Raw genomic sequence first — 14,470 nt, 5'->3', positions numbered from 1 at the left:
ACGAGTCCCCTCGTTCCACTCTTTCTTTAAGTGCTTCTGCCCACAAGGTAGAGATATAGCAGGAAGACGGGTTCTACCGATATCACATTTTACTCAGCGGTCGCTGTCTCCAAACTGTTCGCGTGCGCTGACTCGAGTCCTCGGCTTCCTTTAAGTCATTCTCGTCACAAGGAGTAGATACGACGGGATATTCTGGCCGGTTGTCTTACCTGATTAGCGTGATCCCTACCGTTCCACCAGCCGTCCGTAGCCGAATTGAGGCCTGTCTCGCAGATCTCGAGGCGACACACGAAATCGCAATTCCGCTGGCTGTCGCCCGCGGCAGTCGGTCGTGGGGTGGGGCGAGTGCCGACAGCGACTACGACGTTGGGTTCGTCTTCGTTCCCGACGACCTCCGCCAATACGCCCATCTCGGTGGCACCATCGAGACCATCGACGACAGCCGCGCCGAGATCGAACTACAGGGGCTGAGCGTCCGGAACTTCGCCTCCTTGCTCGCAGATTCGAACGAGAGCGCGCTCGATCTTCTTCGCAGCCCAGTCCAGTATCGGATGCAGTTCGATCCGACTGACCTCGTGGAATACATGACGCGCGCGTACAACCCAATCGACCTCTATCACGACTGGCGCGCCATTGCGTCGACCAACTACCGAAAGTACCTGTCTGACCATCTGGTTCGGTCCGACGACGAAATTTTTCCCATTCTCGAGCGCACGGCTGAGGGCTACGTCGTCGCTTGCGACAGTGACGAAACCGGCGAGGAGACGATGACTGTCGGTGCTGACGACGAGCGATTTACCGAGACACAGACGAAGCCAACGGTCAAGCGTAATCTCACGATCACCCGCGCGGCGATGTCCGCCTACTATCTCACGGCAACGGGCGACGACGGCGCGCACGAGCTGCCAGTGATCGACTTCGGGACGTTTCTGGACGAACAGGCCCCGACCGTCTTCGAGGCCGACCGGATCGACCGCGCCCGCGATCTCCTCGAGCGAAAGCGCCGTGGCGAAGGAAGCGCTGTCGTCGGCGATCAGGTCGACCGCGAGTTCGCCCACCCACCGAAACGGATAGATCCCGAGGTTCACGCGCTCGAGGGCCCCAATCCGAAGCGATTGAACGCGTTCGTTGATGACCTGATTGGCGCTGTGCAATGACACCCGGTGGCGGTCTTTCTTTAAGTGTCTCTGGTTACAAGGTAGAGATATGGCAGGAAGGCGGGTTCTACTGGATTCATATTTCACAGTGGGGACTCTGCACTCGGATTTGATTCAAAGCGTTGTCCATTTAAGTCCCTCTGCTCACAAGGAATAGATACGACGGGATATTCTCTGGATAGTGTGCGTGACCAGTCGATACTTTCTCGAGTTGCTATTGTGTCGGTGAGTCATCGGACTCGAGGCCCTGTTTTGCGGATGAGGACTCTCCAATCTCGGCCCCGGATTCGTGTTCGGTCAGTCGTCGATGGTACTCAGAACGATTCACGCAATTCGTTCTGAGTCCTGGGACGGCCAGCAGCGGCCACGCCCACGGAATGAGGATGATGAACAGGGTGAACTGGATGGCAACGAGCATCGACAGCAGGTCCCGCTGGCGCTCTGTCTCGGTCGTCATGTGCCGGTTTGATGACGCGTGCGATACACGTATTGGTTCGATGAGATGAATCGCATCGTCCTTTAAGTGCCTCTGGTCACAAGATGAAGATACGGAGCGCTTTTGCGGTTGGTCAGTACCCTCGAGAGCTATCACTCGACCGACGGCTGTTGTCAGTCAGCGCGCAAACGAGCGAGCCTTTTTCCGTCTCCCTGTCTGAGCGAGTACCAAGATGCACGACGACGGTCCCGAACCCGGTCCGCGCGGTCCGGGCCGCGAGCACAATCGCGACCAGCCTCCACGCGGCGAGTACGACGCCGAACCCACCCAGAATCGCCGTCTCGAGACTCGGCCCGGCTCCGGGTCGCTCTCGCGGGCGGATGTCCAGCGCGACTCGACGGTCCGCCAGTGGGGTGTCGTCACGCCGAGTGCGACCGTCATCGGCCGCGCGGAGTCACCCGACGCGGACCTCTCGGAGAACGTCCGTCGCCTCCACGACGAACAGCACGCGGCGACGCCCGGCTACAGCGAGCGCGCCCACCGACTCGACCGACTGCGGACGACACAGGCGCTGTGTAACGCACTCGAGGTGACGCCGTGGCAGCGCGACCTCGCACTCGGTGTGATGGACGAGATCGATCTGACCGAGTTCGGTAGCCAGCGCGCCATTGAGAAGGTTGCGCTGGTAGCGATCCGCCACGTCGTCGACGTCGACCGCCAGTCGTACTTCGGATTGGACGATATCGACGCGCAGGCACTATCAGCCGACCGGATGGAGGAACTGTTCGCTCAGTACCGCGCCCACGACATCACCGACGAATCGCGGTTCAAGCAACTCGCCGCGACCTACGGGCTCGATACGACGAGTCTCAACCGGCTTCGCCGGGTCCTGAAAGACCAACTCGAGGACGACCTGCCTGCGTACGGTCGGAACCCGTACCGCGATCCGAACCTGCCGAGTGTGACCGACTCTACTGACTCGCAAGATGGTGTCGACGGGACCGAAAGCGAGCCAGCATAGGGTCGAGTGCGCTGTCGGACGTCTCGATTACTCGTCGTTGCTCTCCCACGCGGCCGGCCAGATATCTGCTGCTCGCATGCCCGGTTCGTAGTCCTGTTCTCGCAACTGTGTTCGCAACTCCTGATCGTCGATTCGTGGAATCTCGGCCCGCGTGAGTACTCGGACCAGCAACGCCGTCATCAGTGCGTGCTCGCGCAGGTTTCGCGGGTCGACTTTATCCCGCGTGTCGGCTGTCGTGTGGCCCCACCCGCGCCCGCGTTCGTGTCCCTCCGGTGGCTCGCTGTGCAGTTGGAGTGACGGAACCCCGGCGCGCAGGAACGGCCAGTGATCGCTGAACGGATGTGGGTCCGGATCGTGACCGATTGGCTGGCCCGCGTCGCTCGCTACGTCATCAGCGAGGTCGGCCAGCGCCTCCGAGCCATGTGAAAGCGCCCGAAGATTCCTGAATCGGCCTGCCCCGTCGACGTTGACCACGGCTCGAACCGACTCGAGGTCGGCGCGGTCGGCCAGTGCCTCTGCTCCAAGGAGGCCGATTTCCTCGCAGCCCACGCCTGCGATCCGGACCTGACAGGCGAGGTCGTCCGCAATGGACTCGAGGATCGCACTCGCGGCGACGACGGTCGCGATGCCACAGCCGTTGTCCAGCGCGGCCTCGGAGATGTCGTGGCCGTCGTAGTGTGCAACGACCAGGACTTCCTCGTCGGTGTCCGGGCCGACCGTCCCGTGGACGTTCTGACTCGACCCTGCAGTCGTCTCGGCGTCGACCCGAATTCGTGCGCGCGTTCCGCGCTCGGCGTACGTCGTGAGCCAGTCGTGCGTTTCCGCGCTGACGCCGACACCGGGCGCGGCGGCTTCGGCGTTGAACGTCAGCGCGCCGGTCGGCGGTAACTGGCCGGGGACGTGGTTCGCGAAGAGAAAGGCCGTCGCACCGGCCTCGAGCGCGTGGCCGAACTTCTCCATTCGGTGGACGAACCGCTGTTCCGGTGGCGTCGTCGTGCTCGCAACGGCGATTGCATCCTGCAGGTCGGCCGCCGCAATCTCTTCGGGAGTGCCGTAGCCAACGTCGACGAGCGGCCCTTCGACGCGTGCGTCGGGCGAGTACGGCAACGCGATGGCGTCGAATTCGCGCTCGAGGCGCGCCGTGTCTGTTCCATCCGCTGTCGAATTGGCAGTCTCAGATCCGTCTCCGCCTAGAACAGTAAGCGCCGTCGACCCGCGCTCCCAGTACTGCATCGGAAACTCGTCGACCTGCACGTCCGTGACACCTGCTTCCTCGAGCGCTGCCTGGACGGATTCAGCCGCGCGGCGCTCGCCGCTCGAGCCGCCCATTCGATGCGGGAGTTCGGTCAGGTTCGTTAGCAGCGTCCAGGCTCGCTCGTCGGTCCACGCGCGGCCGAGGGCACACTCGAGCGTGGGGTTCTCGCTCGTCTGCTCGTTGGCTCCGTGGTCGTCCATACTACTCTTCTCGACGGCCGGCGGCAAAAATCGCGGGTCCGGGTACGATATGTGGGGCTTCGACACGCTTTACCACCTACGTTCCGAAACCGTGTGTATGAGTTCCGTACCCGACCGCTCCGAGATCGACGAGGACTATACCTGGGATCTCGAGAGCATCTACGCGACCGACGAGGACTGGGAGGCCGCCTACGAAACCGTCGCCGAGCGCGTCGACGAACTCGCCGGCTACGAGGGGCAGGTCACCGACGACGCCGACACGCTGCTCGAGGTCCTCGAGTTGCGAAACGACATCATGCGCGAGGTCTCGACCGTTGCCGCCTACGCGCGAATGCGCCGCGACGAGGATACGACGAACCAGCAGTATCAGGCGCTGACCGCGCGTGCACAGTCGCTTGCGTCCGACGCCCAGTCTGCGGCGTCGTTCATCGAACCCGAACTGCAGGAGTTGACTCGCGAGGAGTTCGACGAGTTCGTTGATTCTGAGAGCGACCTCGAGACCTACGAACACTACGTCGATGACGTGCTTCGGATGAAACCGCACACGCGCTCGCCCGAAGTCGAGGAGTTGCTCGCGGATCTGGGCGAGGTCATGGGCGGGACCGGCGAGGTCTACACCATGCTCTCGAACGCGGATATGGAGTTCCCCACGGTCGAAGCGCCCGCTGAGGACGACGAAGACGCAATCGAAATTACCCAGAGCAACTTTACGAACCTCCTGAAGCGACCTGATCGGGAGTTCCGCCAGCGCGTCTACGAGGGCTACTTCGACGAGTGGTCGGACATGCGAAACACCGTCGCCGCGGCCTACAAAAACAGCGTCAAAGCCGACGTGAAGACGGCCCAGGCACGCAACTATGACACCGCGCGCGAGGCGGCTCTCGACGGCCCGAACGTCCCCGTCTCCGTCTACGACAACCTGGTTGATTCCGTCCACGACAACCTCGACAAACTCCACCATCACGCCGAACTCAAACGGCAGGCGCTCGAGGTCGACGACCTCCAGATGTGGGATCTCTACATGCCCCTGACCGGCGATGAGGGCCCCGACGTGGAGTACGACCAAGCGACCGAGTACATCGTCGACGCTCTCGAGCCACTTGGCGAAGAGTACCAATCGCGCGTCGCGGAAGGACTGGAGTCTCAGTGGGTCGACGTCTACGAGAACGAGGGTAAGCAGTCGGGGGCCTACTCCGGCGGCACCTACGACACCCAGCCGTTCATCCTGATGAACTATCAGGACGACATCTCCTCGATGTACACGCTGGCGCACGAACTCGGTCACTCGATGCACTCCGAATTGACGAAGGAGGAACAGCCCTACGTCTACTCGGGGTACGAAATTTTCGTGGCCGAAGTCGCCAGCACGGTCAACGAGGCCCTGCTGACGAATCACCTGCTCGCAACCGTCGAGGACCCCGAGTTCCGCAAACACGTCCTGAACGAGTTCCTAGAGCGCGTTCGCTCGACGCTGTACCGTCAGACCCTCTTTGCGGAGTTCGAGCACAAGGCCCACGAACTCGAGGAGGAGGGCGAACCCCTGACTGCCGACCGACTGGACGAACTCTACGGCGACCTCAAGGAGCAATATTATGAACCCGCCGTCGTCGACGACCGCATCGCCCGCGAGTGGATGCGTATCCCGCATTTCTACCGGGCGTTCTACGTCTACCAGTACTCGACCGGTATTTCGGCTGCGCTCGCCATCGTTGACGGTATCCTCCCCGATGGCCCCGGCAGCGACCCCGAACGTGACGCCGCCGAGGACTACCTCGAGTTCCTCCGACAGGGCTCGCGGGACTATCCACTCGAACTCCTGCAGGTCGCCGGCGTCGACATGAGTACGTCCGAGCCAATCGACCGCGCGCTCGCGACCTACGGGGATCGGTTAGACGAACTCGAGGCACTGCTCGAGTAATATCCTCTCCACTGTTGTGAAAGTGTAATCGACAATCAGGTATCCTCGAGACGGTACTACGCGTCGGTATCGGTCGTTGGCGTCGTCCGGTTCTGACTGGATCGTGGAGAGTGTGCAAACTCGCGGGTGAGTTCCGGCGGGCCGCGGACGGCGATGATGGCGACGGCTCCGCCGAACGTCACGAGTCCGGCGACGCCGACTGGCTGGAGGATAGTTCCCAACATAAACTCGTCTGTATAGACGACGGCACTGAACAGCGATGTGGTCGCGTTGAAGACACCGTGAAAGAGCGCCGCAGCCAGCACTGACTTCGCCCGAATGACGACGTACGTATACACCGGTGAGAACACGATACCCGTGAGGAGCCAGGCGAGTAGCGGCCACCCGTCGATTACACCCATTCCCCACGTGGAGAACGCAACCGGTGCGTGCCACAGTCCCCAGACGATACCAATGATGACCGACGCTCGCCAGAATCCAAGCGGGGCGAGTTCCCACAGGAGATACCCTCGCCAGCCGAATTCCTCGCCAAACCCAAATACCGCATAGATGGTAACGCCAGTGACCACGACGATTCCAACGGCAGTACCGACTGTCAGAGCGTCCGGTGGAATCTCTGGCAGCAGAGACGGAAACGGCAACTCGTAGTGATAGATCGTCGGCTGAAAATCGATGCCTGGGACGGCAACTGCCACCGGAATCGCGAGTACAACGAGCGAGAAGGCCACTCCAACAGCGATCCCGAGCCACCGCACGCGACCGAGTCGAAGACCGACCGTCGAGAGCGAGATCCCGCTGACGAAACAGACGACGAGTGCGGCGACCATCGGCGTGAACATATGAATACGTCCAAAAAACGCTGGATGCAGTGTTTCGTCCCACTGATCGATCAGCAGTGGCGTTCCGACGAACCATCCCGCCATGAGGACGGTTACCGTCCCGATGAACAATCCAAGCCGAGTACGATCGATGTCAGTCATGGGTATCGCTACAGGTACCACTGCGGGTGATCGATTTCAACTCGAGTTGATCACGATACCCGTTCGAACACACTATCAGCGTTCGTCCGCACGTCCGTGTCTCTCTCATGACGCCTAGTCCTAAAACCAATTACAAATAGCTGTGAACATGTTGCTAGTTCTGAAACCGGTTATAACAGTTATCAGTATGTTGCATTAGTCGTGCCCTCGAGCGCGTCCACTGTTGTAGACAGCGTGCCGACGATTCTTTCATAGAATGCTCTTTCCAGTCGAAATTCCATCCTTGAGGACCTCTCAACAGCCTGTCTGACGGGGGGTTCAGAACATATAGGGTGTGGAAATCCATCCGCGACCCAAAGGCACATTTATCGTCGGGGCCTTACCCGTGTACGACAAGATGTCTCGAAGCCCGTCTCTCCCTGACCGACCACATCGCGATATCGACCCCGACCTTCCCGATGACGAACGGCTCGAGGCGCTCCGGGGCCATTTCGAAGATATCGTCGATGTCAACGACCAGCTTTCGGCGCAACTCGATGACGCCGACGAACGCAGACAGCGTCTTCGTGAGAAAGTCGACCGCGTCGAACGCGAAAACGAGGCGCTGAAAAGCTCCTCGCTGTACATTGCGACGGTCGAAGACATCATGGACAATGACGAGGTTATCGTCAAACAACACGGTAACAACCAGGAGGTGCTCACGGATGTCTCGCCACGGATCGCCGAAGAAGTCGAACCCGGTGACCGCGTCGCGGTCAACGATTCCTTTGCGATTCAGACCATCCTGAACGCCGAGACCGACGCGCGCGCCCAGTCGATGGAGATCACCGAAAAGCCAGCAGTCGGCTACGAGGATATCGGTGGCATCGACGAGCAGATCCGCGAGGTCCGCGAAGCCGTCGAGCAGCCGCTGGCCGACCCCGAAATTTTCGATGAGGTTGGGATCGAGCCACCGAGTGGCGTTCTCCTCTATGGCCCGCCAGGGACGGGCAAGACGATGCTCGCCAAGGCCGTCGCGAACAAGACCGACGCCACGTTCATCAAGATGGCTGGCTCGGAACTCGTCCGCAAATTCATCGGCGAGGGCTCGAGACTCGTGCGTGACCTCTTCGAGATGGCTCGCGAGCGCGAACCCGCTATTATCTTTATCGACGAGATCGACGCCATCGCGACCACTCGGACGGAATCCAAGACCTCCGGCGATGCCGAGGTCCAGCGGACGATGATGCAACTGCTTTCGGAGATGGACGGCTTCGAGGCTCGCGGTGAAATCCGCATCATCGCCGCGACGAACCGCTTCGACATGCTCGATCGTGCCATCCTGCGTCCCGGCCGATTCGACCGCCTTATCGAAGTGCCCGAACCCGACCGCGACGGCCGCGAACAGATCCTCGAGATTCACACGCGCGGGATGAACGTCACCGACACGGTGGACTTTGCTGATCTGGCCGACGACACGGCAGGCTACTCCGGCGCTGAAATCGAGAGTCTGGCCACTGAAGCCGGGATGTTCGCCATCCGCAACGAACGCGACGAGATCACTCATCAGGACTTTGTCGACGCCATAGAGAAGATCGAAGACGACGACTCGAGTGAAGTCATCGCGTCGGCAGGGTACTTCTACCAGTAGACATCTGGCATGCGGGTCGGCAACGGCAGAGACGTGTTTCTAAAACGCAACTCGTTCCAGCCTCGCGTTACGATGCTGTGCGTGTCGTGACGTAGCCGATGGCGAAGGGTATACTTGCGAACACGACGAGAAGTGCGAACTCGAGCAGCGGTGGGACGGAAGACTGCCAGACGAACCCGAAGACAACGATCACCGCTGGTACCACAACACTCGCGAGAGCGATTCGCAGCTCATGTCGGGCCGCGACTGCTCCCACGACGACCATCGAGACGGCAGATAGAGCAGCGAAGTGAGCGATTGCGACTTCCACGTGCATGATTTGAGACACCGAGAACTGCGTTTGTGGCTCAGCAGCGCACCAGCCAACCGGCATTCCTCGAGCCCATGTATAGGTGAACACAGCGACGCCGCCACCAAGTGAGAACAGGCTCAAAAGCGGTGCGAGAACGGCACGACGGACCGTCATCGGTGCACGTGTTCGGTAGCGAACAGCGAAGAGGCCCCATGTGAGGAGTATCGGGCCGACGATTGCACTAAAATGCACGACGAGCGGATGTGTAGGGCCAAAGAGAGCCAGATTGTTCCCTGGGACCAGGGCGGATGGAACAAGGGGATAGACGATTGGGAGCGCAAGTGGATAGACCAGTACACAGCACAGCCCCACCACAGTCGCTAGTAATCCGATGACGCGAGGGAGAGTCGCCTCGAGCCGAGTGAGAAGACGTGCCATTTTGTCCATTAGTTTCTTGGATTATTATAGAGAATAGTATATATTCCAATTGGTCGTAATTAGGTGTGGAGACACTGTCTGAGATTTCAGACGATACTCACACAGTCCATCACCTGACGCACTCGACTCGTCGCTCACGTATTTACACTATAATCGACCGTCGGAAATCCTGACTGGCGCTGTTTGCCGCAGTTCATAGTGTGGGTCGGCCAGCAATACTCGAGTGGGCGTTCGGTGTCACTACGCGTCTGTAGGACGGTCTTTCGATTTGGTATGGCACTGCTACGCTGGAGCGGACTGGGTAAACGACCCGACACTCACTGAAACTTACTATCTGGTTTTTCCGGGTAACGGTCTCCCTTCCGAGTGCTGCATGACTCTCTCACGACGCTCGACAATCAAGACGATCGGTATCGTCGGCACGGGAACTGCCCTATCCGGCACAGTACTCGGTGTTAGCGAACACGAAGACGACGAACGTGACGCCGAATCGGTCCCTGAAGACGAGGATATGGGCGCGCTTCGCGTGGCCCACTTCTCGCCTGACGCACCGAACGTCGACGTATACATCAACGATCAGCGAGTCCTCGCTGACGTCGCGTACGATGACGTGTCCCCCTACCTCGAGATCGTCCCCGGTACCTACTCGCTGACAGTGACGGCCGCTGGCGATCCGGACGAAGTCGTCGCCCAGCAGCAGTTCGCTGTTGAGGACGGCTTCTATACGGCCGCTGCGATCGGCGAACTCGGTGCCGTCGAAGAGGAAGACGAGTATGACGATGCTGAGGCGGACGACAACTACGATGACAACCACGACGACTACGACGAAGACGAGGCTGACGGGTACGACGACGATGTAGAGGACGTCGAGGATGACGATGATGACGATGGCCTCGAGACGGGAACCTTCGAAATCCTCCTGTTAGCTGACCGGACGCCGGAGGAGGTCGAGGAAGACGTCGACGGCGAGGATGCTGGACAGATTCGAGCAGTCCACGCATCACCGGATGCGCCGGCTGTCGACATCGTCGATAGCGATTCACTGATGCCCATCTTCGAGGACCTCGAGTTCACGATTCCGTCCGGCTACGCTGCTGCGATGGCCGGGACGGTGACCCTCGATATCTACCCCGCTGGCGAGGCACCCGAGCCACAGGAGGGGACAGATCTCGATCCTGAGGGTGAAGCCGAGGATGGCGAAACGATTGAACCGGATGACGAGGACGACGACGACGATGACGATTACGATGACGATGAGGCCGAGCCGGTCGCCTCCGTCGAAGTCGATGTCGAGGCCTGGCAGGCGTACTCCGTCTACGCGATTGGCTACCTCGAGCCGCCGGAGACCGAGGGAGACGTTGACGACGATGATGACCGCTCCTTCGACGTCGTCACCCTCCTCGATGGCGTGACTGACGAAGACGACGAACACGAAGACGACGCCGACTACGACGCCGAAGACGAAATTGACGAAGAGCCGGTCGAAGACGAAGATGAAGAACCCGATGAGGAGCCAGTCGAGGAGGAGGACGATGACTACGATGATGACGATGTCTACGACGAAGACGATGAAGATGCAGACGACGATTATGACGAGGACGACGCTGATGGCTACGACGATAACGACGACAACGGCGAGTACTGAGCACTAGCCGCGTCTCGAGCGTACGCCGTTCTCTCGTTTTTTGGTCGATCCCCTGTTTGTCCAGCCGTGGCGCTGTCACAGTCTGATACTTGTTGTGCCAGTGGTCCAGTGATCGGGAATCCACGCACGCCGTTATCACGGACTACCAACTATTCATCTCAGTGTTACTGACTCGAGACGAGAGGGTACAGCATCGCTCGAGACGGCTCCTGTGCCCAGTAAAGGACTGCATACCCCTCCCAGTGGCGAACTGTAGGGATGGACTTCTCATCGACACCCTCTCCGCTGTTAGGGCTGAAAGCTATGCCCGTCCCGAGGTGGACGTTGGAGTCACGTAGAGGCGTTGGCCGATTACTGGAGTGAGCGAGCACTGCGTTGCTGCGAATAGCGCGAGATCACAGATTTTGCAATCTCGGTCAAGCAGCCGGGAGCCACGAAGTCGGTTTGAACAGCGCAATCAGTGCATCTGGTCACCAGTAGTGGTAACTCGAGCACGGCGAATTCGTCTGCAGGTGGGCCACTGACGGACGTACAGTCTGTCCTGACTCGTCGAGACGAACACGCAGGGCTCGGCGTTCGTACACTCGAGGGAGCAATCGCGAGACGGTGCACTACGGAGTGTGGGGACGAGATACGTAGCGAAAGTGTGTCTCAGGAGCGACGTTAGACGTCGACGTACTGGTCGACCCACTCCTGGCGCTGCTCGAGGACGCGTCGTCCTTTCGGCGTCAGCGCGTAGTAATTTGTTCGTCGATCGAGTTGTCCTTTTTCGACGAGTTCTGTTTCGACGAGCGTGTCGAGATTCGGATACAGTCGCCCATGTGTAACGGGCTGGTCGATGTACCGATTGATGTCGTCGAGTATTTCCTGTCCGGACGGCCGTTCTTTTCCGGCGATGACGTACAGCAAGTCACGCTGGAATCCAGTTAGTTGATCCATGGATCACCCTCTGAGAACTAACGTTCATCGATTCGTGGCTTTGTTATAGAGCTGGTACGAAATTCCCTGGAATCGGAACGCACCACGTATGGCTGCGACAGGGGCTCATATCTACAGTGAGGCACTCGATACTCTCGCGTGTGTTCCATCTTCGAGGCTCCGTGCCGCGGCGCTTTTCAAAAACCCGTCCGTAGAGGCCGCTATGCCAACGGATCCGCTCGCTTGGGAAACTCACGATCGCGACGTAGCCTACTCCTGTCCCGGCTTCGACGTTATTAACGAGTCCGTTCGACTCCCCGACGGCACCGAGACGGACTTCGATTACGTCTCCGAACCTGCAAGTGTCTGCATCCTCCCGTTCACGCCCGATGGGGATGTCGTCTGTATCGAGGAGTGGCGCCAGGCCGTCTCCCGAGTCAACCGTGGCCTCCCCGTCGGCGGCACCGAACCCGACGATGATGATCTCGAGGCCGCGGCCCGACGTGAACTCGCCGAAGAGACCGGCCACGAGGCCGAGCGCCTCGAGCCCCTCGTCACTGTCGAACCCGCGAACGGCTTTGCCGACTCCGTGATGCACTTTTTCGTTGCTCACGGCTGTCGGCCGACTGCCCAACAGCAACTCGATCACAACGAGAGCATTCGGCCACAGACGATGGCGTTTGACGAGTTGCTCGACGCCGTTCGCGATGGCGAGATCCGTGATGGACGCACGGTGCTTGCGGTATCGCACTACCAGTTGCTTGCTGGTGAGACGGAAACGTAACTGCGTGCCTGCCAGCACACCGAACTCAAGTTCTCTGCCCGGTCGTGGTGAGCCACAACCTCGGCGCTCACCTCGAGTCTCGAGGTAATGATCGCATCGCTGTCGGTCGCGTTGGGTGCTGAAAAAAGATAGCTGTGTAAACGACAGTCCGCTGGATCACCTTACGACAGGAGCGCAATGGACGACTGGTCGTCGTCTGCGTCGTCATCGTTCATCTCATCCTCGTCGTTGTCTTCGTCGTCAGCAACGTCCTCGAGTTCGCTCGTGTCACCGAGGGTCACCGTGTCGGCGTTTGCGTCGTCGATGGTGATCGACGTTGCCGTGGCCTGTGAGACGGTTTCAGTCTCGCCGGTGTCTGCCTCGTCGTCATCATTCATCTCATCGTTGTCGTTCTCGTCATCGTCGTTCGCATCGTTGTCGTCCGCAGCAGCGTCGTCGTTGTCGTTATCTTCGTCATTCGCTTCCTCGAGTGACTCCACGGTCATCGCGTTGATCGTCACCGTCTCAACGTCGAACTGCTCGATCGTGAGTTCCTCGAGTTCCTGGGTGTCGCCGTTTTCATCGTCGGCGGTCGCGTCGTCGTTCTCGTCCTCATCGTTCATCTCATCGTTGTCATCTGCGTCAGCATCGTCGTTCTCCTCGTCGTTGTCGGTCGCGTCGTTATCGTTGTCGTCGTCACCGTTGAACAGTCCCTCGAAGAAGTCGCCGACTTGGTCGACGATGCCGTCATCATCTTCGATCTCGAGGTCGTCGATGGTCATCTCATCGACGTCCATCGTTTCGATGGTGAGTTCGTGCACGGTAAGTTCCTGTGCGTCCTCATCGATCAGGTCCTGTCCGTCCGCCTCGTCGTTTTCGTCGTCAACGCCGTTGTCGTCATCGTCAGCCTCGTCTGCGTCGTCGTTCTCGTCGTTGTCCTCATCATTCGCAGCTGCGTCATCGTTGTCGTCGAGGCCGTTGTCCTCGTCGTCGGCCTCGTCATCATCCATCTCATCATCCATTTCATCTTCGTCGAGCTCGAGGTCGTCGATCGTTACGTCATCGAACTCGAGGTGGTCGACCTCGATGTCGGAGAGCGTCACCTGCTCGCCGTTGTCGGCGTCGTTGTCGTCGACGCCGTTGTCATCATCGTCGGTCGCGGCGTCATCGTTGTCGTTGTCGTTGTCATTGACGCCGTTATCGTTTGCATCGTCGTCTTCATCGTCCGCTTCATCGAGTTCTTCCTCGAGTTCCTCGTCGTCAACATTGAAATTGTCAACGTTCAGTTCCTCGATGGTCGCGTTCTCGATCGTGATGTGATCGAGCTCGAGTGTATCGACCTGTACGTTTGTGAGTGCTGCGTTTGTGCTCGTGTCGTCGGCTGCTGGCGCTGTTGCACCGGCGAGTGCGGGGCCACCGGAAAGCGCGACCAGCAGTGCCACGACGACGACTCCGAATTGCTGAGATCGTGAAACCATGCGCTCTACGGTACTTTGCTCTCCCGGCTAAAACGAGCAGACTGTTACAGGATTATCATGACGAAAAGCGTAGTTGGCACGCCGCCACAGCCTGCTAATCACCGCTTCATCGCCCGCAGTAGCCCTCGTCGCTCGAGTACGTACAACCAAGTGTAATTCGTGTGTTGCCTGCGACTGCTACGTGATTATTGCTCCCGTCACTGAACATGAGATTACTAGCTGTTGCTGTCCACGGCGGGCACACGCGTTGACAGTGCCGTCGCCACTGCTCGAGTGGAGCGCAATAAAAGAAACCGAATCGGCTGTATCCCGCTCTGACACACTTTCCCTGTGTGCAGG

Annotated in this window: 12 protein-coding genes; 6 read left to right on the top strand and 6 right to left on the bottom strand. The window is 59.6% G+C overall.

Annotated elements, in window-relative coordinates:
* The first annotated feature begins 221 nt into the window (after positions 1-221).
* Positions 222-1,157 (top strand): DNA polymerase beta superfamily protein, encoded by a 936-nt coding sequence (locus G6M89_RS13650; RefSeq protein ID WP_165162718.1) that lies wholly within the window; start codon positions 222-224, stop codon positions 1,155-1,157.
* A 214-nt stretch (positions 1,158-1,371) separates the two neighbouring features.
* On the opposite strand, the gene G6M89_RS13645 is transcribed toward G6M89_RS13650, so the two are convergent.
* Entirely contained in the window at positions 1,372-1,614 is a 243-nt protein-coding gene (locus G6M89_RS13645) for a hypothetical protein (RefSeq protein WP_165162153.1), read from the bottom strand.
* Between the two features lie 211 nt (positions 1,615-1,825).
* Here G6M89_RS13645 and G6M89_RS13640 point away from each other — a divergent pair, with 211 nt between their 5' ends.
* The gene (locus G6M89_RS13640; protein ID WP_165162374.1) at positions 1,826-2,614 is read left to right on the top strand and encodes a DNA-directed RNA polymerase subunit epsilon; all 789 of its coding nucleotides are present in this window, start codon (positions 1,826-1,828) and stop codon (positions 2,612-2,614) included.
* 27 nt (positions 2,615-2,641) lie between these two features.
* Here G6M89_RS13640 and G6M89_RS13635 read toward each other — a convergent pair whose 3' ends face one another.
* A complete protein-coding gene (locus G6M89_RS13635; protein WP_165162373.1) occupies positions 2,642-4,069 on the bottom strand; it encodes a M28 family metallopeptidase in 1,428 nt (475 codons plus the stop codon).
* Positions 4,070-4,166: 97 nt separating this feature from the next.
* Between G6M89_RS13635 and pepF the strand changes: the two genes are divergently transcribed.
* Positions 4,167-5,987 (top strand): oligoendopeptidase F, encoded by a 1,821-nt coding sequence (gene pepF, locus G6M89_RS13630; RefSeq protein ID WP_165162372.1) that lies wholly within the window; start codon positions 4,167-4,169, stop codon positions 5,985-5,987.
* A gap of 56 nt (positions 5,988-6,043) precedes the next feature.
* Here the strand turns inward: pepF and G6M89_RS13625 are convergent, their stop codons facing one another.
* Positions 6,044-6,967, bottom strand: coding sequence for a CPBP family intramembrane glutamic endopeptidase (locus G6M89_RS13625; RefSeq protein WP_165162371.1), 924 nt, complete (start codon positions 6,965-6,967; stop codon positions 6,044-6,046).
* 397 nt (positions 6,968-7,364) lie between these two features.
* Between G6M89_RS13625 and G6M89_RS13620 the strand changes: the two genes are divergently transcribed.
* Complete coding sequence (locus tag G6M89_RS13620) at positions 7,365-8,597, top strand: proteasome-activating nucleotidase (protein WP_165162370.1); 1,233 nt, start codon at positions 7,365-7,367, stop codon at positions 8,595-8,597.
* A 67-nt stretch (positions 8,598-8,664) separates the two neighbouring features.
* On the opposite strand, the gene G6M89_RS13615 is transcribed toward G6M89_RS13620, so the two are convergent.
* Positions 8,665-9,327 (bottom strand): hypothetical protein, encoded by a 663-nt coding sequence (locus tag G6M89_RS13615; protein ID WP_165162369.1) that lies wholly within the window; start codon positions 9,325-9,327, stop codon positions 8,665-8,667.
* A 373-nt stretch (positions 9,328-9,700) separates the two neighbouring features.
* Here G6M89_RS13615 and G6M89_RS13610 point away from each other — a divergent pair, with 373 nt between their 5' ends.
* Positions 9,701-10,972: a DUF4397 domain-containing protein gene (locus G6M89_RS13610; RefSeq protein WP_165162368.1), complete on the top strand. Its 1,272-nt coding sequence runs from the start codon at positions 9,701-9,703 to the stop codon at positions 10,970-10,972.
* A 663-nt stretch (positions 10,973-11,635) separates the two neighbouring features.
* Here G6M89_RS13610 and G6M89_RS13605 read toward each other — a convergent pair.
* Entirely contained in the window at positions 11,636-11,911 is a 276-nt protein-coding gene (locus G6M89_RS13605) for a PadR family transcriptional regulator (protein ID WP_054862577.1), read from the bottom strand.
* A gap of 202 nt (positions 11,912-12,113) precedes the next feature.
* Here G6M89_RS13605 and G6M89_RS13600 point away from each other — a divergent pair, with 202 nt between their 5' ends.
* Positions 12,114-12,674 carry an NUDIX hydrolase gene (locus G6M89_RS13600; protein ID WP_165162367.1) on the top strand — a complete coding sequence of 187 codons (561 nt, stop codon included), beginning with the start codon at positions 12,114-12,116 and terminating at the stop codon, positions 12,672-12,674.
* Between the two features lie 161 nt (positions 12,675-12,835).
* Here G6M89_RS13600 and G6M89_RS13595 read toward each other — a convergent pair whose 3' ends face one another.
* The gene (locus tag G6M89_RS13595; protein ID WP_165162366.1) at positions 12,836-14,131 is read right to left on the bottom strand and encodes a hypothetical protein; all 1,296 of its coding nucleotides are present in this window, start codon (positions 14,129-14,131) and stop codon (positions 12,836-12,838) included.
* Between the last annotated feature and the right edge of the window lie 339 nt (positions 14,132-14,470).

The sequence above is a fragment of the Natronolimnobius sp. AArcel1 genome (genome assembly GCF_011043775.1).
GTDB lineage: Archaea > Halobacteriota > Halobacteria > Halobacteriales > Natrialbaceae > Natronolimnobius.
Note: the sequence above shows the minus strand (reverse complement) of the source record. Positions and strands in the feature narration are given on the sequence as shown.

Excerpts from the sequence above, each read along its gene's own strand:
- G6M89_RS13645 (WP_165162153.1), bottom strand. The coding sequence starts at position 1,614 with ATGACGACCGAGACAGAGCGCCAGCGGGACCTGCTGTCGATGCTCGTT.
- G6M89_RS13640 (WP_165162374.1), top strand. The coding sequence starts at position 1,826 with ATGCACGACGACGGTCCCGAACCCGGTCCGCGCGGTCCGGGCCGCGAG.
- G6M89_RS13635 (WP_165162373.1), bottom strand. The coding sequence starts at position 4,069 with ATGGACGACCACGGAGCCAACGAGCAGACGAGCGAGAACCCCACGCTC.
- pepF (WP_165162372.1), top strand. The coding sequence starts at position 4,167 with ATGAGTTCCGTACCCGACCGCTCCGAGATCGACGAGGACTATACCTGG.
- G6M89_RS13625 (WP_165162371.1), bottom strand. The coding sequence starts at position 6,967 with ATGACTGACATCGATCGTACTCGGCTTGGATTGTTCATCGGGACGGTA.
- G6M89_RS13620 (WP_165162370.1), top strand. The coding sequence starts at position 7,365 with ATGTCTCGAAGCCCGTCTCTCCCTGACCGACCACATCGCGATATCGAC.
- G6M89_RS13615 (WP_165162369.1), bottom strand. The coding sequence starts at position 9,327 with ATGGCACGTCTTCTCACTCGGCTCGAGGCGACTCTCCCTCGCGTCATC.
- G6M89_RS13610 (WP_165162368.1), top strand. The coding sequence starts at position 9,701 with ATGACTCTCTCACGACGCTCGACAATCAAGACGATCGGTATCGTCGGC.
- G6M89_RS13605 (WP_054862577.1), bottom strand. The coding sequence starts at position 11,911 with ATGGATCAACTAACTGGATTCCAGCGTGACTTGCTGTACGTCATCGCC.
- G6M89_RS13600 (WP_165162367.1), top strand. The coding sequence starts at position 12,114 with ATGCCAACGGATCCGCTCGCTTGGGAAACTCACGATCGCGACGTAGCC.
- G6M89_RS13595 (WP_165162366.1), bottom strand. The coding sequence starts at position 14,131 with ATGGTTTCACGATCTCAGCAATTCGGAGTCGTCGTCGTGGCACTGCTG.